The 25,656-nt window shown below is 41.3% G+C and carries 12 protein-coding genes; 2 read left to right on the forward strand and 10 right to left on the reverse strand.

The genetic code is table 11. The features are described from left to right. Positions 1–48: 48 nt before the first annotated feature. From AC1DUD_RS12130 to AC1DUD_RS12175, 10 genes are all read right to left on the reverse strand, one after another. Positions 49–2,469: an ABC transporter permease gene (locus tag AC1DUD_RS12130; protein WP_477374936.1), complete on the reverse strand. Its 2,421-nt coding sequence runs from the start codon at positions 2,467–2,469 to the stop codon at positions 49–51. A 140-nt stretch (positions 2,470–2,609) separates the two neighbouring features. After that, the gene (locus AC1DUD_RS12135; protein ID WP_477374937.1) at positions 2,610–5,000 is read right to left on the reverse strand and encodes an ABC transporter permease; all 2,391 of its coding nucleotides are present in this window, start codon (positions 4,998–5,000) and stop codon (positions 2,610–2,612) included. Between the two features lie 387 nt (positions 5,001–5,387). After that, a complete protein-coding gene (locus tag AC1DUD_RS12140; RefSeq protein WP_477374938.1) occupies positions 5,388–7,754 on the reverse strand; it encodes an ABC transporter permease in 2,367 nt (788 codons plus the stop codon). A gap of 104 nt (positions 7,755–7,858) precedes the next feature. After that, on the reverse strand, positions 7,859–10,243 hold the full coding sequence (locus AC1DUD_RS12145) for an ABC transporter permease (RefSeq protein WP_477374939.1): 2,385 nt from the start codon (positions 10,241–10,243) through the stop codon (positions 7,859–7,861). 113 nt (positions 10,244–10,356) lie between these two features. Continuing rightward, a complete protein-coding gene (locus AC1DUD_RS12150) occupies positions 10,357–12,738 on the reverse strand; it encodes an ABC transporter permease (RefSeq protein ID WP_477374940.1) in 2,382 nt (793 codons plus the stop codon). 129 nt (positions 12,739–12,867) lie between these two features. Then, positions 12,868–15,234 (reverse strand): ABC transporter permease, encoded by a 2,367-nt coding sequence (locus AC1DUD_RS12155; protein ID WP_477374941.1) that lies wholly within the window; start codon positions 15,232–15,234, stop codon positions 12,868–12,870. A gap of 55 nt (positions 15,235–15,289) precedes the next feature. Next, complete coding sequence (locus AC1DUD_RS12160; RefSeq protein WP_477374942.1) at positions 15,290–17,683, reverse strand: FtsX-like permease family protein; 2,394 nt, start codon at positions 17,681–17,683, stop codon at positions 15,290–15,292. A gap of 61 nt (positions 17,684–17,744) precedes the next feature. Beyond that, positions 17,745–20,114, reverse strand: a complete 2,370-nt coding sequence (locus tag AC1DUD_RS12165) for an ABC transporter permease (RefSeq protein ID WP_477374943.1) — start codon at positions 20,112–20,114, stop codon at positions 17,745–17,747. A 194-nt stretch (positions 20,115–20,308) separates the two neighbouring features. Then, the gene (locus tag AC1DUD_RS12170; protein WP_121225834.1) at positions 20,309–20,986 is read right to left on the reverse strand and encodes an ABC transporter ATP-binding protein; all 678 of its coding nucleotides are present in this window, start codon (positions 20,984–20,986) and stop codon (positions 20,309–20,311) included. 130 nt (positions 20,987–21,116) lie between these two features. Continuing rightward, positions 21,117–22,373, reverse strand: a complete 1,257-nt coding sequence (locus tag AC1DUD_RS12175; protein WP_477374944.1) for an efflux RND transporter periplasmic adaptor subunit — start codon at positions 22,371–22,373, stop codon at positions 21,117–21,119. A 480-nt stretch (positions 22,374–22,853) separates the two neighbouring features. Between AC1DUD_RS12175 and AC1DUD_RS12180 the strand changes: the two genes are divergently transcribed. Further along, a complete protein-coding gene (locus AC1DUD_RS12180; RefSeq protein WP_477374945.1) occupies positions 22,854–24,212 on the forward strand; it encodes a sigma-54-dependent transcriptional regulator in 1,359 nt (452 codons plus the stop codon). Beyond that, complete coding sequence (locus tag AC1DUD_RS12185) at positions 24,202–25,548, forward strand: sensor histidine kinase (protein ID WP_477374946.1); 1,347 nt, start codon at positions 24,202–24,204, stop codon at positions 25,546–25,548. Before AC1DUD_RS12180 ends, AC1DUD_RS12185 begins: the two co-directional genes overlap by 11 nt. The last annotated feature ends 108 nt before the right edge of the window (positions 25,549–25,656 follow it).

The following is a 25,656-nucleotide window of genomic DNA, read 5'->3' on the forward strand; positions in this document are numbered from 1 at the left end:
CAACCAATGACCTGATGACGCAAGGCAAATGGCCTAATGACTAAAAAATCATTCATTTTTTAAACTATTAACCGGGTTTGCCAATGCTGCTTTTACAGATTGAAAACTTACTGTAACTACGGCTATTAACATGGCACCTGCTCCGGCCAGTACCAGTACCCACCATTGTATACTAATGCGATAGGCAAAATCCTGCAGCCATTTGTTCATGAGGTACCAGGCTACCGGTGTGGTTATAGTAATGGAAATCAACACCAGTTTTATAAAATCTTTGGATAGCGTGTTTACTATAGCAGATACACTTGCTCCTAATACTTTACGGATGCCTATCTCTTTGGTGCGTTGTTCGGCAGCGTAGGCCGCTAAACCAAACAAACCAAGGCAGGCGATAGAAATGGCCAGCACGGTAAATATAATGGCTATAGTACCTGTACGTTGCTCGGCACGATAATTGGCGTCAAAATCCTGATCCATAAATGAATAGCTAAACTGGTTTTGGCTCATGCCCTGCCATTTATTTTTTATCTGATCAATAAGGGCTGGTAAATTAGCGGTGCTTACCCTAACACTCAGGTTGCCGGTGTCTTCGTCCATTAAAAAAATCATCGGACTGACATTCTCCCTCAGCGAGTTAAAATTGAAATCTTTTACCACGCCGATAATATGATAAGGTTTGATGTGATCCCGGTTGCCATCTATATTCCGGTATAGGGTTTTATTTATCGGATTAGCGAACCCTAAAAATTTAGCAGCGGTTTCGTTGATCACCAATCCCGATGAATCAGTTGGCATACCGGCAGAAAAATCACGTCCAACAGATATCTTCATACCCAAGGTGTTGATGTAATCCGCATCTACACGCCAGGTTTGAGGGAACAATGCCGTCTTTTGATCGGAAGCCGCTTCCTTGTAAAATATGGATGTGCCCCTGTTTTTTCCGGTTGGTAAATAACTGGTTAAAGTAGCGTTAACCACGCCTGGCAATTGCTTTATCTCATTTTTAAAAGATTTAACGTGGCCGCCAAGCTCAAATACTTTATTGACAACAAGCACCTGATTACGGTTATAACCCAGGTTTTTGGTTTGGATATAGTTGAGCTGATTATAAATAACGATAGTACCTATAATGAGGAATATCGAAATAGAAAACTGAAAAACAACCAATACACTCCTTAGCAATCCGCCTTTAAAGCCACCGGCAAGCTTACCGCTCAACACATTAATTGGCTGAAAAGCCGAAAGGAAAAAAGCCGGGTATGATCCGGCCGCGAAACCTACCAGCAATACAATAATCAGCAAGGCGGGTAGCAACCAGGCTAAGGTTTGTGAGCCAACGATCAGTTCTTTCCCTGACACCTGATTAAACATCGGTAAAAGCAGTAATACAATAAAAAATGCGATAACAGCTGCCGCCAGTGTCACCAAGACAGATTCGGTTAAAAATTGCGCTATTAAATACTTACGAGGCGAACCTAAAACCTTACGCACCCCTACTTCCCGGGCCCTGCTGGCCGACCGGGCTGTGGACAGGTTCATAAAATTGATGCCGGCAATAAGCAATATAAATATGGCAATAGCCGAAAATATATAAACATACTGCGTCGAACTATTGCTGCCTAACTCACCGGTACGGTTTGAGTGCAAATGGATATCGGTTAAGGGAGTAAGATTAAGCCTGAAATAACTGCCGCTTTTCTCAAAATCGGCAATATTTACGTGCAAGGCGGTTTGCATTTGTTCCTCGCTGTATTTTTTCAGTAAGGCAGACAGTTTCTGCTCAAATAACTTGTAATCTGTACCTGGTTTCAATACCACATAAGTGTTATAATCACTTCTTAACCATTCAGAAGAGCGGCTATCAGGCCAGCTTACCATCGACACAAAAAAATCAAAATGAAAATGCGACTGCTTTGGCAAATCCCTGATTACCCCGGTAATTTTTAATAATTGGTTATTATCAATAGGCAGTGTTTTACCTACAACATTGGTGCTATTAAAGTATTTTTTTGCTGTAGATTCGGTTATTACAACGGTATTAGGCTCTTTCAAAGCCGTAGTCGGATTGCCGTTGATCATGGGCAGCGTAAATACGTTAAATACCGACTGATCAGCATAAACTGTACCGTACTCCAGGATACTTTCATTACCTTTTTTAACATGAAAACCTCCGGCAGCTTTAAGCCGGGTTGCCTCTTCCACTTCAGGCAACTCTGTTTTCAAGACCTGAGCCAGCGGCGGCATCGCAACGGCGTATAGTACATTGTTGTTTCCAAATTTCAGATCTTCATTAACACGATATGTACGACCGGCTTTTTCATTAAAGCGGTCGTAACTCAATTCGTCGGCTACGTATAGCACAATCATGAGACAGGTAGCCAGGCCAAGGGCCAATCCCAATATATTTATAGCCGTAAACCCCACGTTTTTACGCAGGGTACGGAAAGCTGTTTTCAGGTAATTTCTAAACATAATTTATATCATTAAGTCACTACACGGTGTAGTCATTAGGTCATTATTCGCTTTGCGTCATTAAGTCATTTTTCGTTTTTCGGCGATAATCTCACTATTTAATTACCTGATGACGCGAAGCAAATGACTCAATGAATAAATTATTCACTTTTCAAGCTCTTAGCCGGATTGGCATTTGCCGCCCTTATTGATTGTACACTTACCGTTACAAAAGCGACGATCACTGCCAGAACACCCGCTACCACGAAGATCCACCAATTGATATCAACGCGGTAGGCGAAACTTTGCAGCCATTTGCTCATGCCATACCAGGCCAGCGGCGAGGCTATCAGCGTAGCTATTACTACCAGTTTCATTAAATCTTTTGACAACAGGGTAACGATAGAGGTTACACTTGCACCCAATACTTTCCTGATGCCAATTTCTTTTACTCTTTGCTCTGCGGTAAAGGTTACCAGTCCAAAAAGGCCAAGACAAGCTATACTGATGGCCAGAATAGTGAATATGAGCAGGATGTTACCCTGCTTTTGTTCTGATTGATATTGTTTGGCAAAATTTTGGTCGAGAAAATGAAATTCTACTTTGTTTTCGATGTCAAACCTGCCGTAAACCTTGCTGATATAATCAAGCGTAGCCGGGATATTATTTTTGCCTATGCGGATATACATATTATCCTCATCATTGGCCGCTAAAGGCAGATACAGCATCATCGGCGCTACTTTGTGCTGTAAAGAATAGGTATTAAAATCATTAACCACACCAATAATTTTCCGACTGATCACTTTTCCTTTGTCGTCTACGCCTACCCTAACAGATCGGCCAATAGCATCCTTCCAGCCCATCTCGTTAACCAGTGTTTGGTTTACTATGATCGATTCCTGCTTGTCTGTGCTCATATCCGGCGAAAAATTGCGGCCTTTGGCAAGCCTAACTTGTAGAGTTGGAATAAAATCTTCATCAATAATGAGGTTTTCCACCATTTTTGACTCAGAATTAGCCTTTCCATCGGCTCCAATATTGAAATTGCTTGAACCAATATCATTATTACCTATTGGATTACCGGCAATTCCTGCTGCTTCAACAGCCGGATTTTGTAGCAACTGGCTTTTAATAGCGGCTATTTTTGTACGTACCGATTTATCGCTGATGTGAAAAGTGAGTGTTTGGGCTCTATTAAAGCCGAGATCTTTGTTCATTACATAATGCAGTTGCCTGTAAATGATACACGAACCAACTATCATGACAATGGTAATTACAAATTGAAACACCACCAGTGATTTTCTGAACATGATGGTAGCAGCCTGACTACCCATTTGCCCCTTCATGGCAGCTATAGTTCGGAAGCCCGACAGGAATAAGGCGGGATACAAACCGCTTAAAATTCCGGTGGCAAAAGCAAATAACATAAACATTACCGCTGTTTTGCTCAAGCCAAACTGCAGCAATACCAGGTTTTTACCCGATAACTGGTTGAAATAAGGCAATAAAAATTGCACCATTACCGCCGCTATGAGAGCAGCGATCAGCGCAAACAGAACTGATTCGGCAAAAAACATCATGATCAATTGCTTTTTGCTTGACCCTATAACTTTGCGCACACCGATCTCTTTGATCCGTATTGAGGAACGGGCCGTTGTAAGGTTAACATAATTAATAACAGCTATAACCAGTATCAGCAGGGCCACAATGCCGAACACATACACATAAGTGATATTACCATTGTTGCCCAATTCATAATCAAGACTTGAATTGAGGTGGATTGACATAAGCGGCTGCAGTTCCATGCTATATTGCATAGCGCCAAGTGCCCCCTTTAGATATTTATTGAAGAAAACATCTGATCCAGCCTGGATCTTTTTGAAATCGTTATGATTTTTCAGCAGCACATAGGTGTAGATGTGCGAATTACTCCAGCCTTCGGTATAACCATCTGGCAATGATCGGAGCGCGCTAAAAGTAAACTGAGAATTGGCAGGTACATCATCAATTACAGCGGTAACCGTACTTGGATTGTTTTCGATGAGCACTGTTTTATCCAACGCGTCGGCAGTGTTTCCAAAAAGCTTTTCCGCGAGGGTTTTAGTAAGTACAATACTTTGCGGTTTGGTTAAAGCTGTGTTGGGATCGCCGGATAAAAAGCGGTGGGTAAACAGGTTAAAGAAACCTTTATCCGTAAATAACATCCCTCCTTCGTTGATCTGTTTTTCACCGTAGGTTATTTTGCCTCCTCCTTCAGCATCAATACGGATGGCATCTTCCACTTCGGCATAATCATTTTTTAAGGCAGGAGCATAAGGCGGCGAGGTAACAGCAAGGTTAAACTTCCCTCCATTCCAGGCACCATGTTGTACTACACGAAAAATACGATCAGCTTTAAGATTATAACGATCGTAACTCCATTCATCAACCACATAAAGGCTGATAAGCCAGAACGCAGCAATACCCGTAGCTAAGCCGAAGATATTGATAAACGAAAAAACCTTATGCTTAATGAGGTTTCTCCAGGCTATTTTGATGTAATTACGTAACATAGGTAAATGGTTTATAAACTCTAAATGTTAAAACCCGTACCAAATATTCAATACATTAAAAATCAACAACTTATGCAAAAGTCACAAATTTAAAACCGTACGATTATGGAACACCTGTAGTGCGTTTGTGAACGATGTTTGGGTTTAGTGATCAGAGACTGGAGATCAGAGGTCAGTTTATTCCTATGCACCCAGTAAAGCGAGTTTAAAATATGTCACAAGTAGCCATTCCCCTCTTTGCCGGCCCTTCATACTTGCGCCATTAAAAATTTTCCCAGTCCGATGTCTTAAAAGTAGGGAGTTCCAAGCAACTCTTTACTTGAGGCTTAGAACTCCCTACCTGAGATTACATTCAATGACTTAATGAACCGGCGACCTAATGACAGGTTACTCGTTCTTTAAACTTTTAACCGGGTTACTTAAGGCCGCTTTGATAGCCTGCCAGCTTACAGTGAGCAAGCAAACAACCATACTGATCCCGATAGTTGCTATAAATACCCAGGCGCTTATGTCTGTGCGATAGGTATAATGCTGCAGCCATTTGCTCATGTTATACCAGCTCAACGCCGAACCGATAACAAAAGAAATAATCACCAGTATTAAAAACTCTTTAGACAGGTTGAACCACAAACTGCTGATGCTTGCACCCAGTACCTTGCGGATGCTGATCTCTTTTTTACGCTGCTCGGCAGAGAAAGAGGCGAGGCCAAACAAACCTAAGCAGGAAATAATGATAGCCAGTACCGTAAATGAACTCGATAGCGTGCCTAACAGTTTCTCATTTTCAAATTTTCCGCTAAAGCTTTCATCAACAAATTTGTATTCAAACGGATATTCTGGATTATACTTTTTATAGATGTCGCCAATTGTAGCAAGGCTTTTTGATATCGGCGCTTTGGGGTTTAAACGAATGCCAAGCTGGCCTGCCCAGCCTTTATCAAAACCAATAATAGCTGGCTTTACAGGCTCATAGGGCGAACCCCAAACAAAATCTTTAACAATACCTACAACTGTGCAATTACGTCCCTGCCATTTTACTATCTGCCCAAGAGGCTCTTTTAAGCGCATCAGTTTAACGGCCGATTCGTTCATGATGAGCGATAACGAGTCGGCCATGCGGCCCGGGATATAATCACGCCCTTTTATCAATTCAAGTTTATAGGTTGAAATAAAATGGAATGAAGTAACGATCTGGTCGATAGGTATTTTATCCTCGCCAGGTAGCTGTCCGGGCCAGTTAATGCCCCAGCTGCTGCTGCCATTGCTGACTATACTGCCGGATGTTTCAGCCGCATCAACAGCAGCGCCCGAATTAATAATATCCGTTCTGAAGGTTTCATACTCCTTATACAAATTACCCTCTAATGAGATCTCTATAAGCCCGTTCTTTGAGTAACCTACCGGACGGTCTTTAATATAGTTGATCTGTTTATAGATCAGGATGCTTGAAAGAATAAGACATGTAGCAAATACAAATTGTATGATTACCAATATCTGCCTTGAATGTAATGTTCGTTTACCCGCCTTATTTGTACCTTTTAAAACCTTCACCGGTTTAAATGACGACAAAAACAAAGATGGGTAACTACCTGCCAACAGCCCCGTTACTAATGTAACTGATATGGCAGCACCCCATGCCCATGCATTGTTATAAGGAATAGTTAATTGCTTATGTATAATTTGATTAAAGTAACCAAGTGTTGCAGTCATTAACACTAATGCTACTATAAGTGAGATCATTGCAGTAAATAACGATTCCCCTAAAAACTGCTGTATAATTGAAAACCTGCGGGCGCCAACAACTTTACGGATACCTACCTCACGCGACCGGCGCTCCGAACGGGCTGTAGAAAGGTTCATGAAATTGATACAGGCAATAAGCAAAATACCTATGGCCAGGAACAGGAATAAACGCACATATTCAATTGCCCCACCTGAATTAACGCCGTTTATAAAATCACTGTGCAAGTGCCATTTTTCAAATGGAAACAGGAACAACTGGTTTTCTTTATTATGATCGTCATAGCGGCCAATCAACTTTTTAATTTCGAGATTAAGCTTATCAACATTAGCACCGGGCTTAAGCATAACATAAGTGACGAACGAATAGTTACCCCAGCCCGATGTTTTCACCCAGCCATTATCAGCTTCATAAAGTTTCCATGAAATGAGTGCATTAAACCTGAACGTAGAATTTCGGGGCAAATCTTTGTAAACGGCGCTCACTTTTACCAACCGTGAACCATTTAACTTAACAGTTTTACCTATGGGATCAACATCGCCAAAAACAGCTTTCGCTGCCGATTCGGACATGATAACTGACGACATATCCCTGAACGCGTCTTTTTTGCTACCCTTTACAAAATCAAGCGTAAACATGTTCAGAAATGACTCGTCGGCCGCTATGGTGTTAACCTTTAACGGTTTATTGTTATAATTAAACAGTTGATCGTATGACCAGTTTGCGCGGGTAGCATACTCAACCTCCGGATAATCTTTTTGCAGCGCGGCAGCAACCTGCACAGGTGTGGCATCTCCCGTTTTTATTTCGCCATTTGACGGCTGGGTGCGCATTACTTTGTACAACCTGTCTTTATTTTGGTGAAACCCATCATAAGTAAATTCATTATAAACATACAACAGCAGCATAAAGCTCACTGCCATGCCTACGCCTAAGCCACCAATGTTGATGGCCGAATAAAGCTTGTTTTTAATCAAGCTTCGCCACGCGATTTTTAAATAGTTCTTAAACATATGTTTTATTCATTAAGTCATTGGGGCATTAAGTCATTGCCTGGCGCTCGCATAATCAATCGTACAAATGACTTAATGACGCGCAGTTAATGACTTATTAATAATTATTCAGATCTTAAACTCTTCACCGGGTTGGTTAACGCCGCTTTGATAGCCTGAAAACTTACTGTTGTAAAAGCTATAACAAGCGCCAGCACGCCGGCAAAAACAAAGATCCACCAGCTTATACTTATGCGATAAGCAAAATCCTGCAACCAGCTATGCATGGTAAACCACGCAATTGGAAATGCTATCAGTGACGAAATAAGCACCAATATTAAAAACTCCTGAGATAGCATGTTGACAATGCCCGATACAGATGCGCCCAACACCTTGCGAATCCCGATCTCGCGGGTGCGCTGTATGGTGCTATAGGATGCCAAACCGAGCAGGCCAAGACATGAAATAAATATAGCCAGCACCGCGAAATTCACGAACAAGTTGCCGAATGTTACTTCGGCGGCATACTGCTTATTAAAGGTTTCGTCAACAAACACATAATTGAAAGGTCTTTCGGGCGCCAAGACTTTCCACCTGCTTTGAATAGCCGATATAGTTGCAGGCACATTTTTAGCTTCGATTTTCAACGTAAAGGCGCCTGTACCCCGCAGGTTGATACGCATGTTTAATGGCTTAACCGTTTCCTGTAATGATTGAAAATGAAAGTCCTTTAACACGCCGATAATCTTACCGGTTCGTCCCCATTGCGAGTAGTTTCTGCCTACTGCATCAGTAGGGTTACGGTAGCCGAGGCTTTTGGCCGTGGCTTCGTTTATAATAATAGCCTGGGTGGTATCGGTACCAAAGGCTTTTGAAAATATACGACCGGCTGCCAGTTTCATCTCAAACTGTGAAATGAAATCATAATCAACATCGTACATATTCATGTTCATCTGCTGCATAGCACCGGCCTGGTTCTGAATTTCGGAGTAGGCCACGCTATTGCCAAAGCCTGGGATAGCACCAGATGCTGTAGCTCCTAAAACATTCGGGATTTTTTTTAATTCATTTTTAATGATGTCCTGCCTGCTTTGTATGGCCGAATCTCCGCTGAAATCAATAGTAAGCATCTGATTTTTCTGAAACCCGAGCGACTGGTTACGCATAAAGCTCAGCTGGTTATAAACCACGATGGTGCCTATGATAAGCACTATAGATATGGTAAACTGTGTAACTACCAAGCCCTTGCGCAGTAAGATCCCTTTGGTTGATTTGCTGAACCTTCCTTTCAAGATGGTAACAGGTTTAAAGTTTGACAGCACCAGGGCAGGATATAAACCAGCGCATAGGCCTATAACGCAGGCAATCAGAAACAGCTGGAAAAGATATCCGTTGTGAAAAATGCTATCGCTTATTACCTTGCCTGCCAACTGGTTAAATAACGACAACAGCAAAAAGCTGAACAAGGCCGAAAACAGGAAGGAGATGAGACAAATAATTACCGATTCGCTCAGGAACTGAATGGTTAGCTGTTGTTTCATGGCCCCGATTACCTTACGGATCCCAACTTCTTTAGCTCTTTCGGTTGCCCTCGCTGTAGTAAGATTAATAAAGTTGATACAGGCTATCAGCAAAATAAATACGGCAATGATAGAGAAGATCCGAACATTGTACAGGTTACCAGATTCGGGCGCTCCGCGTTTTGACACCATGTAAACATCTTTTAATGGCTCTAAAAAGAATGAATAATCCATCCCCTGCTTTTTGTCGGCGGCCGTATAGTGCCTGTTCACAAAAGCTTTCATACGCGATTGCAATTTGTTGGCGTCATAACCTTTGGGCAGCAGGATATAGGTAAAGTTACCGAAGTTGCCCCACTGGTTCAGGCGGTCTTTACTTTGTTTTGCTATAGTGGCTATTGATACCAACATATCAAACTTAAAATGCGAGTTGGACGGAACGTCTTTTATCACAGCCACAACGCTTGCCGGATTTTTTCCGTCGAGGATTAGCGATTGACCTATAGGGTTTTCGTTACCGAAGTATTTTTTTGCCGCCTTTTCAGTTAGTATAACGGTGTTTGGCAAAGAAAAAGCCTTGTCGACATCACCCTTAATAACCGGGAAACTAAACATTTTAAATAAAGACGGTTCGGCAAATAACGCGTTATTTGCCTGGAATTTTGAATCGCCACGCTGTATCAGGAATCCCGCACCAAAAATACGGGTATTAGCCTTGATCTCCGGGTAATCCTGCTGCAAAGCCGGGCCAATAGGCGCTATCGACGATGACCAATTTAAAGTTTCGGTAGGTGTTTTGATATCAGACACCACCCTGTAGATCCGGTCAGACTTTTCGTTGAAATTGTCATAACTCAGCTCAAACTTCACATACATAAAAATCAGGAAAGCAGCCGTCATCCCAATAGCCAGCCCAATAATGTTGATTATCGAAAAGCCCTTGTGCCGCCAAAGGTTCCTGAATGCAATTTTAATGTAGTTCTTTATCATTTTTATTTCATTAAGTCATTTTACTTCGTGTCATTAGGTCATTGTCAGTTATTAAATCGCTTCATTAATTGCAGGCTTAAACTTAATGACGCGAATGACACAATGAATCTCTTCTATTCAGCCCTCAAACTCTTCACCGGATTTGCCAGTGCCGCCTTAATAGCCTGGAAGGCCACGGTAGCAAAGGCTATTACAGTCGCTACCACTCCAGCCAATGCAAAAATCCACCAGTTTATCGCTATGCGATACGCGAAATCCTGTAGCCATTTGTTCATAATAAACCATGCTAACGGAAAAGCTATCAATGCTGAAAGAACCACCAGTTTCAAAAACTCGGCAGACAGCATATTGACAATGCCTGTTACAGAAGCGCCGAATACTTTACGGATGCCAATTTCACGAGTACGCTGAATAGTGCTGTATGATGCCAAACCGAATAAGCCCATACATGAAATAAGTATAGCCAATACAGCAAAATACATGAACAGGTTACCGAAATTCACTTGTGCCGCATATTGCGCGTTAAAAGTTTCATCAACAAACGCGTAATTGAACGAACGTTCTGGCACGAGGGATTTCCATTTCTTTTGAATGGCAGCAATGGTAGCTGGAATGTTTTTGGTTCCTATTTTAACTGTTAGGACTTTCATGAAATCAGGATCATTGCTAATACTCAAAGGTCTTACGGGCTCCTGCAATGATTGAAAATGAAAATCTTTCAAAACTCCGATAATTTTTCCGGTTCGCCCCCATTGCATAAGCTTACGTCCCACCGCTTCAGAAGGGCTGTTATAACCAAGGCTTTTCGCGGCCGCTTCATTAATTATAAAAGCCTTTGAGGTATCTGTACCAAACGACTTTGAAAATATGCGACCTGCAGCCAGTTTCATTTCAAACTGCGGGATAAAATCGTAATCGACATAGTATGCGTCAATAAGTATTTGCTGCATAACACCAGCTTTATTCTCAATCTCCGAATCGCTATTCCCGTTACCAAAACCAGGTAAACTTCTTGAAGCCGTTACTGAAGCTACATTGGGGATTTTTTTCAACTCGTTCTTTATAAACTCAACGCGGTGTTGCACAGCTGTATCTGAGGAAAAATTAATGGCAAGCATTTGATCTTTTTTAAAACCGAGCGGCTGGCTGCGCATATAATTTAATTGAGTATAAACAACGATGGTGCCAACAATAAGAACTATCGATATAGTGAACTGAGCCACTACCAGCGTTCTGCGCAATAATATGCTGCCTGATTTGCTGAACTTTCCTCTTAAAGTGGTTATAGGTTTAAAACCAGAAAGCACGAAAGCGGGATATAAACCTGCACCAATACCAATGCAACAAGATACTATAAACAGATGAAACACATAGTTATGCGTGAAAATAGTTGTATTTGTAACTTTACCTGATATTTGATTGTAAATCGGCAACAATGAATTGCTGAATATAACGGCCAATAAAAAAGCTATTAAACACAAAACAACTGACTCACTTAAAAACTGGGCAATCAATTGCTTTCTTGCTGCACCTATGACTTTGCGAACCCCTACTTCTTTTGCACGCTCGGTAGCCCTTGCCGTTGTTAAGTTTATAAAATTAATACATGCTATCAATAATATAAATACCGCAATGGCTGAAAAAATATGGATGTTGTGCAGATCACCTACCTCCGGTCCGCCTCTTGTTGTATCCATGTAAATATCTTTTAAAGGCACAAAGTGATAGCCATAATTTATGCCTTCTTTTTTATCAGCCTCGGTATAATGCCTGCTTGCAAATGCCGGCAACAGACTTTCCAGTTTATGAAAATTATATCCTTTAGGCAATACGATATAGGTAAACCCACGAATATTGGCCCAGTTTTTCAATACATCTGGATTGAATTTTTCAAAAGTTGCACAAGAAACCGCCATATCAAATTTAAAATGGGAGTTTGCCGGTACGTCTTTTATAACTGCAGTAACCATTGCCTGATATTTACTATCAAGCGTTATGGATTTTCCGATAGGATCGGCATTGCCAAAATATTTACGGGCCATTGTTTGTGTCATTACAACCTTAAAAGGCGCCTCAAACCCTTTTTTAACATCACCCTTTATAACGGGGAAAGTAAACACATTAAATAAAGAAGGATCTGTGTATATTATGTCATCCTCCTGGAACTTAGAATTACCATATTGTACTAAAAATCTTGCGCCAAGCACCCTGACATTTGCCTCTACTTCCGGATAGTCCTGTTGTAGCGACGGCCCTATTTGCACAAACGCAGCCGGTGTCGTAATAATTGAATTGGTATGTTTTACATCAACTGCAACCCTGTAGATTTGATCAAATTTCGCGTTAAAAGCATCATAACTTAGCTCAAATTTTATATTCAAATAGATAAGAAAACAAGCCGTTAAACCAATTGCCAACCCGATAATATTTATTATCGAGAACCCTTTGTGTCGCCAAAGGCTTCTGAATGCGATTTTAACGTAATTCCTTATCATTTCTTTGTTTCATTAAGTCATTTTACTTCGTGTCATTAAGTCATTGGTCGGCTGTATATTTCTGGCATCATTAAATCATTTAAAACACTTTGAAATTAATGACGCGAAGCCAATGAATTAATGGCTATCCTATTCGTCCCGCAAACTCTTAACCGGGTTTATCGTGGCTGCTTTTATGGCCTGGTATGATATGGTAACCGCGGCGATGATAAACGACGATGCAATAGCGATGATAAATATCCCCGGACCGATGTTAATGTGGTACGCAAAATTTTGTAGCCAGTTATGCATTACATAATAGCCCAGCGGGGCCGCCAGCAGAAAGGCTATCGCTATCAGGTAAATAAACTCCTTGGTGAACAAGGCTACTATACTTGATACAGGTGCTCCTAATACTTTACGGATACCAACCTCTTTGGTGCGTTGCGATGCCGCGAAGGCGATCAAGCCATACAAACCCAAACAACCTATAAATATGGCTATGTACGAGAAAAGTTGAAATGCTACATATACCTTTTGCTCCTGTTTGTAAAAATTAGCAATGTGCTCATCAACAAACTGAAACTGGAAAACATTATCAGGGTAAAGGGCCGACCATTTTTTATTGATATAGCTGATGGTTTGACTCATATTAGCTGGCTGTATTTTTATACTTGCCATAAAAAATCTGTTCGGGTTATATTCCAGTACGCAGGAGCGGCGTTTTTTATGTTTTGATTCGCTTTGGAAATCTTTTACTACACCTACTATTGTTGCTTTTTGATCGCCATTTAAAGTCACATGCTTATTTAAGGCCAATTGTGGATCCTGAATACCCAGTTTTTGCATCATGGTTTCGTTGATGACTACTTTGGATATTGTGTCCTTGTCGTTCTTTTTCCAGATCTTTTGCCCGGCCAGCATTTGCAGTCCGAACATATCTGTAAACTTTTCATCTATAGCTTTATACTCGGTAACATCATCCTTAGGGACGCCCAGTTCCACTGAAGAAAAACTGGTAAAATTGCTGTTAAAGCCCGGTGCGCCTGATGAAAAACTGATCTCTTTAATGCCGGGATAGCTGGCCACCTGTTGGTTGAATACATCCCGTTTTTTCATGTCGGGCAAGCCTACAGAAACCACGGCTTCCTTATCAAAACCGAGGTCCTGATTTTTAAAAAAATCCATTTGCCGCGCCACGATCAGCGTACCAACGATCATGATCTGGGATATGGCAAACTGTCCTATCACCAACCCTTTACGTAAGGTAAGTTTTCCGCTGCCACCCGCGCTTTTATTTTTAAAGCTATCAACCGGTTGAAAAGACGATTGTACAAACGATGGATATAAACCTGCCAGCAGGATCACAGCCAGGGTGATGGTGACTATCCAGCCAATCACGGTTGGCTGCAATAATTGTGAAGCATCTATATTGATAGACATCCAGGCGCCGGCTTCCGACAAAAAAAATGCGCATACGCCAACACCTAATATCACTGAAAATAAAACAAGGACAGTGGTTTCACCCAAGAACTGTTTTATAAGCTGCGAACGGCTTGCGCCCAATACTTTACGCATGCCTACTTCTTTTGCACGCTTGATAGCCTGAGCAGTGGCAAGGTTAATAAAATTAATGCAAGCGGTTATAATGATAAGCAAAGCCACACCAATTAAAGCATAGTAAGTGTCCTTTGAGGTTGGCGTAATGATGTTATTGATATAACGCTGATCAAAGTGAATGTCCTTTAAAGGCTGAAATGGTAAAACAGCCGCTTTTGCAATATCGGTGCCCCAGTTCTTTTTGATAAAAGCGGGCATTTTGCTGTTTAATTGTTGAATGGAATAGTTTTTTGGCAAAACGATGTAAGCATAACTTCCACCCATTATAGCCCAAAAGTTGCCCATTGCCCCTTTTAAATTTTTTTCAATACTGCTTAGTGAGATTAAGAATGAAAACGGCAGGCTTGTATTGGCAGGCAGATCTTTGATGATGCCCGTCACTTTTACATTCAGCTGGTTTTCAAAATTGATCAATTGGCCCATGGCATCAGCCTTACCGAAATATTTTTTGGCAATACTTTCGGTAAGTACAACACTGTTGGGTTCCCGAAGGGCTGTATTAGGATCGCCGGCAAGCCATTGGTAATCAAAAACTTTATCGATCTGGCTATCGCCAAAGGCTACATTATGTTCGTTATACCGGCTCTCCCCTATCTTGATCATGGCATCGCCCTGGTAAAAAACCTGCGTGGTTTGTTCCAGTTCCGGAAAATCAACCCTCATAGCAGGTATCACGGCCATGGATACATTGGAGTTAAAATCGAGCGCGTGCAGGGTTACACGATAGGTACGGTCGGCCTTACTGTTGTAACCGTCATAGCCAAGTTCATTTCGTACAATCAAAAAAATCACCAGGCAAGCCGCTACTCCCAGCGTGAGCCCAAAGATATTCAGGAAGGCGTAACTCAAGTTACGACGGATATTCCTGAAAGCAATAACTACATAACTCTTCAACATAACGATTTATTTAAATCCTGAATACTGGCGCAATTATCCTAACCCCGATCTCTAATCACTCACTCCTTAAGCTTTTCACCGGATTAGCCAGTGCCGCTTTAATTGATTGAAAACTGATTGTTATAAAAGCAATAAGAATGGCTGCCCCACCGGCTGCGGCTATCAGCCACCACTGTATGTTTATCCTGTAGGCAAAACCTTGCAGCCACTTATTCATAAAATAATAAGCTACAGGAGATGCGATTACAAAGGCAATGAATACCAATATTAAAAACTCTTTTGACAATAAAGCGGTGATATTGGTAACCGAAGCACCAAGCACTTTACGAATCCCAATCTCCTTTTTGCGCCTCAATACTACAAAAGCAGCAAGGCTTAACAAACCAAGACATGAAATAAGCATAGCAAGGCCGCCAATAATGGCAATCATACTTCCGGCCTGTCTTTCGGAATGATACACTTCATTAAAATGATCATCAATAAACTGATAATCAAACCTGTTGTCGCCACTTATACCGTTAAATGCCTTCTGTATATCTTTTAATGTTTGGCTAACATTGGTACCTGAAATTTTAATGTATAAATTGGTTTGCCAATAAGGTATATAATCCATATTGCCAATAATAAGTGGCTCAATGGTTTTATGTAAACTACTGTAATTAAAATCTTTTACAACGCCAATAATCCTGCCTGGAGGCAATGATGTTATGTTTATAGGCTTACCAATAGGGTCAGCATAACCTATTTGTTTAACCAGGGTTTCATTGATAATATATTCGTTTTGCTGATCCTTACTAAACGCCCGGCCGGCTATCATCTTCATATCAAAAAAACTGATATAATTTATACCAGCATTCTCCATGTTTACGGTGATCTTTTTGGCTTCGCCGTTTGGTGCAATAAAGTCGATACCAAATAATGAACCATTGCCACCCATTTCCATGAAACCATTGGTGATATCTTTAACCCCTTTTACTTTAGCAATCTCTGCTTTAAGTACCGGCATTTTCTTTGCCAGCTGCAAATCCATTGGCAATTTTACAACCTGACTATAAGAATAGCCAAGATCACGCTGCTGCATATATTTTAGCTGCTTAAGTATCACCATTAAACTGATCATGAATATAACGGCAATGGCAAACTGACCGGTAACCAGGATATTACGCAGTGATGATTTTGAACCACCCAATAATACCTTTGTTTTTAAAGCTTCACCGGTGTTAGCTTTTGATATGAACCAAGCCGGATAAATACCAGCCAGTAATGTAGTTCCTATCAGTATACCTGCAAAAACAACAAGCATAGCGCCGTGATAAATACCTGCTGAACTAAGCTCTCTGTCAAGTAATTTATTTAACAGCGGCAAAAAGATAGTAATGAGTAACAGTGCTAATACCAGCGATAATAATACCGAAAAGAAGGTTTCGATAAGCACCTGGAAAACCACATGAAAGCGCTTTGCACCTACAATTTTTTTTATGGCCACTTCTTTGCCACGATAACCTGCAATGGCTGTAGTAAGATTAACAAAATTTACGCAGGCAATTAAAAAAACAGCAATAGCTATTATTATAAATATATTCAGGTATTTACCATCTATCTTTTTATAGTTGAGCTCATCGTAGCTAATATTAACAGAGCCGGTATGGATACGGTTTAAAGGTTGTAAGGTAAAATCAATGAATTTGCTTTTGGCATGAATAGTTCTTGTCAAACTGCTTTCAAGTAAGCCTATATTTTTGTTATTGGAGATTCTCAAATACGTTGCCCCCATTAAAACATTATAATTTGTACCCAAAAAGCTATTTAAAAACTCTTTAGGGAAGGGCACCATTGCCTCAATCTGCAAGTGGGAATTTTTAGGCATATCGGCAATTACATTGCTTACCGTAAAATTAGTTACAGTAGTATCAGCGGTGTGTAATTGAATGGTTTTATTTAATGCAGGGCTATTGCCAAAAAGTTTACGCGCGAGGCCGGCTGTAAGTACAATAGTATTTTGATCGCGGGTAAACTTATTTCTTTCGCCCTCAATAATAACCGGGTTAAACATGCTGGCAAAGGAGGTATCAGTACAAGCCAGCCTATCAGCTTTTATCTTTTTACCCTGGTACTCCATAGTCACCGTTGGATAAACAAGTGGTACTGCGGGAAAAACACGGGTATAGCTATCTATCTCATTATTATTAGCCTTCAGAAACGGCGCAACCGGCGGACCAACAATTGCGGCTGTTGAAGGTGCCGTACCATCGTAATGCATATATTCATTAAGGCGATAAACCTTATCCGCATTTGGTACAAAGTTATCAAAGCTTCTTTCATTATTAACAAACAAGCCAATGAGCACACAGGCTGCGATGCCAACAGCAAGACCCAAAATGTTTACAAAAGCGTAGGCTTTGTTTTTGAGTAAATTTCGATAAGCCGTTTTAAAATAAATTTTAAACATCCTGGTTTACTGGTTAATTGGTATAAACTTTCTCCTGCTGTCGCTACAACGCTATCAACATTTATTCTGATCTTAAACTCTTCACCGGATTAGCCAGCGCCGCTTTAATCGACTGGAAACTGATTGTTATAAACGCAATAAGAATGGCTGCCCCACCGGCTACGGCTATCAGCCACCAATGAAGCTCGGCGCGGTAAGCATAGTCCATCAGCCATTTATTCATGGCGTACCAGGCTATGGGCGATGCTATAACGATAGCTATCAGCACAAGTATCAAAAAGTCACGCGATAGCATGGCAGTAATATTGGTTACACTGGCACCCAATACTTTACGGATCCCTATTTCTTTATTTTTAACCTGAGCAGTGTAAGTAGCAAGCCCAAATAAACCTAAGCATGAAATAAATACGGCTATACCTGCAAATATGTTGAATAATGTAGAAGTATGCTGCTCTGTTTTATACATATCGTTATAGGTATCCTCCAGAAAATTATAATCATACGGGAAGGCCGAATTGTACTGTTTCCAGTATTTTTCAACCAGCTTAATAGCTGCAGGGGCATCCTTGCCGGTTGTCTTAATATACATTTGCCACGAACTTGGCCTGTAAGCAAATATGGCCGGCTCAATGGCTTGTTTTAATGAAGCGAAGTGAAAATCTTTAACAACGCCAATAATAGTACCGTTAAGATCATGCAGTTTAAAGCGCTTGCCGATAGGATCTTTAATCCCTGCCAATTTTACGGCTGTCTCGTTAAGGATAAAATGTGCTGTATCTGATTTTGAACCGGTGAATCCTGTTCCGGCTGCAAATTTCAGTTTAAACATACCTGCAAAATCCTTATCAATATCAAAAGGATGGATGATCATGCTTACATCTGGTGCTTTACCGTCCCAATCGGTATCACCTGTGCTGCTGCCGCTACTAACTACGCTATTATCACCACTGCTTATTTCTTTTATTTCGATATGGCTTAGCAGATCGGCTTTAATGGCTTCATAATGATCCTGCATGGCTCGCATAGGCAAGCTAAAAACGTGTTCTTTATCGTACCCTAATTGTACCGAGTGAATGTATTGCAATTGACGGTTGATTATAAGCGTACCGATGATCAATCCGATAGAAAAAGCAAACTGGCATACTACCAGCACTTTCCTTAATGTTCCTTTACCTGCACCTGATATTTTACCTTTAAGCGCGTTGACAGGCTTAAATGATGAAAGCAGCATGGCGGGGTATATGCTTGATGCAACAAGCGTTGCAATAATAGTTAAAACGATAACCTGCCATACGCTGGCGTTAAACAGGTCGAAGTGCATTTGCTTGCCGGCAACACTGTTGTATACAGGCATTACAGCGTAAATAAGCGCGAAGGCCAGCACCAGGGCAATCGCGAAGCATAAAACGGTTTCAACAATAAACTGTATAAAAAGCTGACTTCTTTCGGCACCAATAATTTTGCGTACGCTTACTTCTTTCGAGCGCAGCATAGCACGGGCAGTTGAAAGGTTGATATAGTTGATGCAGGCAATGAGCAAGATCAATATTGCGACAATTGAAAAAACTCTCACAATTTGGATCCCCGCTGATGAGCCATCGGGATTATATAAATGAATATCGCTCAAAGGTTGCAGTTGAAAAACGCCATCGGAAGGTTTAATTCCCGCCTGGTTTTTCATATGGATCTGCGTAAGTTTATCGCCGATGGCTTTTATTGAAGCATCGGGCCTCACTTGTAAAAAGGTTGTTGTATAATAATTGCCCCAATCCGCATCCATCGCTTTCCAATAGCCTTTACCATCGTATTGGTTCCTTTTCACATTCATGGAAAATAAAATATCAGCGTTTATACTTGAGTTAGCCGGAAAATCAGCCAGTATGCCTGATACGGTGTATGGGGCTTTACTATCCCCCATAATGGTTTTACCAATAGGGTCTTCGTTACCAAAATATTTTTTGGCGGTACTTTCGGTTATAATAACCGATTGATCATTTGGAAACGGTGCTTTTTTGTTTCCTTTTAATAATTTATAATCAAAAAGTGTGAAAAAGGCATCGTCAACAAACGAAAGCTTGCCATAATCCTCTTTTATTAATTTGTCTTTATACCTGAAAACAGAATAATCATAGCTGGTAACAACCCTCACAGCACTCACTATCCCCGGAACTTCCTTTAATGCAAATGCGGCAACTGGGGCCGGCACCCCACCCCAAACCTGCTTGGTTGCACCTGTGCCGATGGAGGCATTAACCTTGTAAATCTGGTCAGCTTTGGTGTTGAAGCGGTTGTAACTTAATTCGTCCTGCACCCAAATCAAAATAAGCATCCCAACAGCCAAACCAATAGTGAGGCCAACAATGTTTAATGCGCTGTAAAACTTAGTGTTAACTAAGTTTCTCCATGCAGTTTTCAGGTAATTTTTAAACATAGGAATAGCGGTTTAATAACAAAAACACTCCAAATGCCCTTCTCCGCAATGTACGGGGAAGGGCAGCAGAGGTAATTATTAACTTATCTATAAACTGATTTCGGGGGCTGTAGTCTAAGTCTGGAGTCGTTAGTTTTAAGTCAAAAGTGCTTTCTTACCCTGAATTATAAACCATCAACAATTAACTCAAAAAACTACACCATGATATTTTCCATAACGGTTTGTCCGTCAAGCAGGCGTATAATACGGTGACTGTAACGGGCGTCATGTTCAGAGTGGGTAACCATGATAATGGTAGTTCCCTGTTCGTTCAAATCGGTAAGCAGCTCCATTACATCGTTACCGTTGCTGCTGTCAAGGTTACCGGTGGGCTCATCCGCGAGGATCAGTTTTGGCTTGTTAACTACCGCACGGGCAATAGCAACACGCTGCTGCTGACCACCTGATAACTGTTGCGGGTAGTGGTTGCGACGGTGCATGATCTGCATTTTGTCTAACACCTCTTCTACCCTTTTAACACGCTCTGTAGCGGCTACACCGGTGTAGATCAATGGCAGCTCAACGTTTTCAAATACGGTGAGCTCGTCAATCAGGTTAAAGCTCTGGAACACAAAACCGATGTTGTGCTTACGCAAATCGGCGCGTTTACGCTCGTTAAAATGCGCTACTTCAATTTCGTTAAAAACGTAGCTACCAGCATCCGGATCATCAAGCATGCCTAAAATGTTAAGCAAGGTTGATTTACCACAGCCCGACGGGCCCATAATGGCCACAAACTCGCCTGTAGCTACTTCCATCGACAGCTTGTTTAACGCGATGGTTTCTACCTCTTCGGTACGGTAGAATTTCTCAAGACTAGAAATTTTTATCATTGGTGCCTCCGTTATTCATCCCGCCTTACAGCGGTTTGATTTGATTTTTTGTTTATTTAAATTTATTAATTAGCTCAGTTTATATCATATATGACGCTTAAACAGTGTCAGGCGTTGCAACCGGGTTACGTTATTTTTTCAGCACAAGCTCCTGGATATCACCATAGGTTTCGTAACTTGAGGTAATAACCTTATCACCTGGATTAAGTCCGTCGGTCACTACGTAATAATCGGGGCTCTGGCGTCCAAGCTGGATGTTTACCTTATATGCTTTTGAACCATCTTCGCTTACCTTAAATATCCAGTTACCGCCTGTTTGCTGATAGAAACCACCTTTAGGCACCAATACTGCCTGCATCTGGTCGCTCAGTGCCAGTCTCACTTGCAAAGTTTGGCCTTTACGGATCCCTGTTGGCACTTTACCCACAAACTGCATATCAACCTGGAAACTTCCGGTTGTTTTAACCTGGGTATACACCTTTTTAATCACTAAGTTATATGTTTGATCGGCAAACTGAAAATCGCCTTTTAACCCGGTGTAAATGCGCGACAGGTAATGCTCATCGATGTCAACCCTTACTTTAAAACCTGATTGTACGTCAATCTGACCTAAGTGTTCACCTTTATTTTTATTCTGCCCTACTTCAGCATCCATTGAGGTTAGCTGACCATCGGTAGGGGCCCTTAAAACTAAACCCGCTACTTTTTTACGCATCAGTTCAAGTGTAGTTTTCATATGGGCATATTGCTCCTGTGATTGCGATGCCTGCTGCTTAACCAGCGAAGTATCCTGTGATAGTATCTGTTTGGCTAATTTGTAACGGTTTACCTGATAATCATAGGTATTTTTTGCCGATTGATATTCCTGTAAGCCGATAGCTTTCTGATCATAAAGGTGCTTGTCCAGCTTGTAGATCCTTTCGGCTTCTTTATAGGCATTTTCCACATCGGCCATGGTGTTTAGCTTGCTGATGGTGTTTTGCTGGGCATTATTACGAGAGATCTGCATTTGTGTTTGCTCGGCATAAACGGCGGTTTCCTGATTAGCCAATGTAAGTTCCAGATCGGTATTTGACATTCTCAGAATCGGATCGCCTTTCTTTAGACTGGCTCCGTCCTCAACAAATTTTTCTTCAACAACACCACCTTCTGATGCATCAAGATATATGGTAGTTAGCGGCATAACCACACCGTTAACAGGTATAAACTCCTGGAAAGGGCCTTTGGTAATAGTACTTATAGTTAAGCGTTCAGTATCAACATCGAGCTTGCTTTTACCTGATGTTAGATAAATACTGCCGCCAATTAGTAAAATAATGCCTGTAACAGCCGTAATTATTAGTATCCGTTTGCTGTTCCAGGTCTTTTTCTCAATTTTTCTGTCCACTGTATTTTTATAATATTTTGAAATGTTATAACAAAAAGATATGCCACAAATTAAAATACTGTTTTTCAATGAATTAAACACAAAATACAGTATTGAAGCGTACGCTTCTGTTACATCAGGTGTACGGTATTGATACAGTATATTTCCACACTTTAACAGCCTGTTGCCGGCATATATGGGTTAGCACTTCATTGTGAAGCTTTTATATAAAATACGATACAAAAAGCGGGTATTTAGCATAAAAATTGTAACAGATGATACCACTAGTGAGTCTTTGATTTATTGTTCATGGTTGTCGGTTAATACCATATCGGTCATGGTTCATGGCAAGTGGACTAAAAGTTTATTTCGGTAGTTTCAATAAAGGGAAACAATTTACCTTAAATTTATAACTTTTGTTAAATTAACAACCTCAATTAATTATGCGCTGGCATTTTGAGGGCAATGAACAATCATCTATGAACTATTAACTAAAAATAAATGATACTTAAAAAAGCTACCGTTTTAATTGTTGATGACGATCCGGACGTACTTACTGCGGTTAAACTTTTGCTAAAACCAGAAGCCCGGGAAATCATCACCGAAAAGAACCCTGAAAACCTGAATTGGCTGCTGCAACGCAATGAGGTTGACCTGATTTTGCTTGATATGAATTTCAACAGCGCCATCAACACCGGTAATGAAGGATTATATTGGCTGCGTAAGGTAAAAGAATGGAAGCCAGATGTTTGTGTGATCATGATAACAGCTTATGGCGATATTGACCTTGCTGTGCGTTCGCTTAAAGAGGGTGCTAATGATTTTGTGGTAAAGCCATGGCACAACGAAAAACTGATAAACACTATAAAAGATCTGCTTGATAAAAAGGAAGGCGGAGCAAAAACCACCAAAACACCGGTTAAAAGCACTGCAGGTGATACCTCCATACTTGGCGAGTCGGATGTGATGCAGGATATTTTTTATAAGGTTAACAAAATAGCCCCTACCGACGCCAATATCCTGATTTTGGGAGAAAACGGCACAGGTAAAGACCTAATGGCGAAAGCTATTCATGAACGTTCGCTCCGTGCTGATAAGCCTTTTATTAAGGTTGACGTTGGCGCGTTAACAGATACCTTATTTGAAAGCGAACTATTTGGTCATAAAAAAGGTGCTTTTACCGATGCTCGTGAAGACCGCATGGGCCGCTTTGAAGAAGCACAGGGCGGCACTTTATTTTTAGATGAAATTGGCAATATTAGCCTGCAACAGCAAGCTAAGCTGCTTACCATTTTACAAAACCGCCAGGTAACACGTTTGGGTACTAATAAAGCTGTTGATGTAGACATTAGGTTGATCTGCGCTACAAACGTAGCGTTGAGCGAGCTGGCTAACGAAAATAAGTTCCGTAAAGATTTGATTTACCGTATCAATACCGTTGAGATCAATATGCCACCACTACGACGCCGTAACGAGGACATTGTGATTTTAGCCCGCCATTTTGCAAAACTGTACGCAAGCAAATACCTTAAACCATCAATGGATTTTGACACCGCAGCTGTCAACAAGCTCAAATCGTACAACTTCCCCGGCAATGTGCGTGAACTACAATATACCATCGAACGCGCTGTAATTATGGCGGACGATAGTACGCTAAGGCCTGACGACCTGATTTTTTCAATACTGGAAACATCTACAGAAAGCGTGGCTGATGCCGACAATATACCATTAAGCGCACTGGAGAAAAACGCTATACTGAGGGTTATTGAAAAGCACAATGGTAACATCACCCGTGCAGCCAAAGAGCTTGGCCTTACCCGCACCGCCCTATACCGAAGATTAAGCAAATATGATATTTAACCGTTACGAATGGCGGCTGTTGCTGCGTGTATTTTTATTGCTGCTTGTACTTATCGTTACGGCTTTTGTTATCGTAAGTCTTGGTCAGCTTTTGTACCTGGTGATCCTGCTGCCGCTGGTTGCTTACTCGGTGGTTGACATGATCCGTTTTCAAAAAAAAGCGCAGGATGAAGTAAACCAGTTTGTTGAATCGATCCATTACCGTGATTTTTCGCGTCATTTTGATGTACGCAAAGCACCTAACGAGCTTAAGCCCCTGCGTAAAGGGTTTAACGATATCAATACCACATTTAAGCTTATCAGCCGCGAGCGCGAAACGCAATATCATTATCTGCAAAAGATCCTTGAACTGGTTGATACCGGTATTTTATCATATGAAGAAGAAACCGGTGAAACCGGCTGGATCAACGAAGCCTTTAAAAGTATCATCGGTGTACCTTACTTAAAAACAATACATTCGCTTGAAAAACGCGAACCAATACTATATACGGAGCTTGTTAAACTTAAACCTGGCGACAGCAAGATCATTACTGTTACGCGTAACCAGCAACAGGTTAAGATCCTGGTAAATGCCAGCCTGATGCGCAGCGATGATAAATTATACAAACTCATAGCTTTTCAAAACGTGAATGAGGCGTTGGACGAAACGGAATCAAAGGCCTGGTCGAAGCTGCTTAACGTGATGACGCACGAGATCATGAACTCCGTAGCGCCAATCTCCTCACTGGCTGATACACTCAAAAACCGTCTGCAAAGCCCCGATATTGCTGAAAATCTACCTCACAGCGACCTGGAAGATATCGAGCTTGGTATCGATACCATCAAACGCCGCAGCGAAGGTTTACTTAAGTTCACGGAAAGCTACCGCAGCCTCAACAAGATCACCAAACTTGATCTGAACAAGATCATGGTGCGTAACATATTTGAGAACCTGAACAGTTTGATGACCCCTACGCTGGAAAAAAAGAAGATCGAACTGGAGATCATTCTCCGCGACCCTACGCTTTCTATCGAAGCCGATATCAACCTGATTGAGCAGGTCATGATCAACCTGCTGGTTAACGCCATTGAAGCCGTGAAAGACCGTGATGAACCGCGTATCACACTCACAGCTGAAATCCAGGGTGGCAAAACTTTTGTTAAAGTTATCGATAACGGCTTAGGCATGCCGCCCGAACTGCTCGATAAGATCTTTATACCTTTCTTCAGTACCCGCAAAACAGGTAGTGGCATTGGCTTAAGCCTGTGTAAACAGATCATGCTGCTGCACAAAGGCAATATCCAGGTGCAATCCACTGAAGGTAAAGGATCGGCATTTGTATTGTCGTTTGTATAGTTCGCCCCGGGCCCCTGAATGGCAGGGCTATTGCATTCTAATGTATAGTCGCAAATTCAAGCGAAAGACGCTTGAATTTGCGCTCAGGTAAGCGTCCGCTTGCCTTTT

Source organism: Mucilaginibacter sp. P4_A11, from assembly GCF_056402535.1.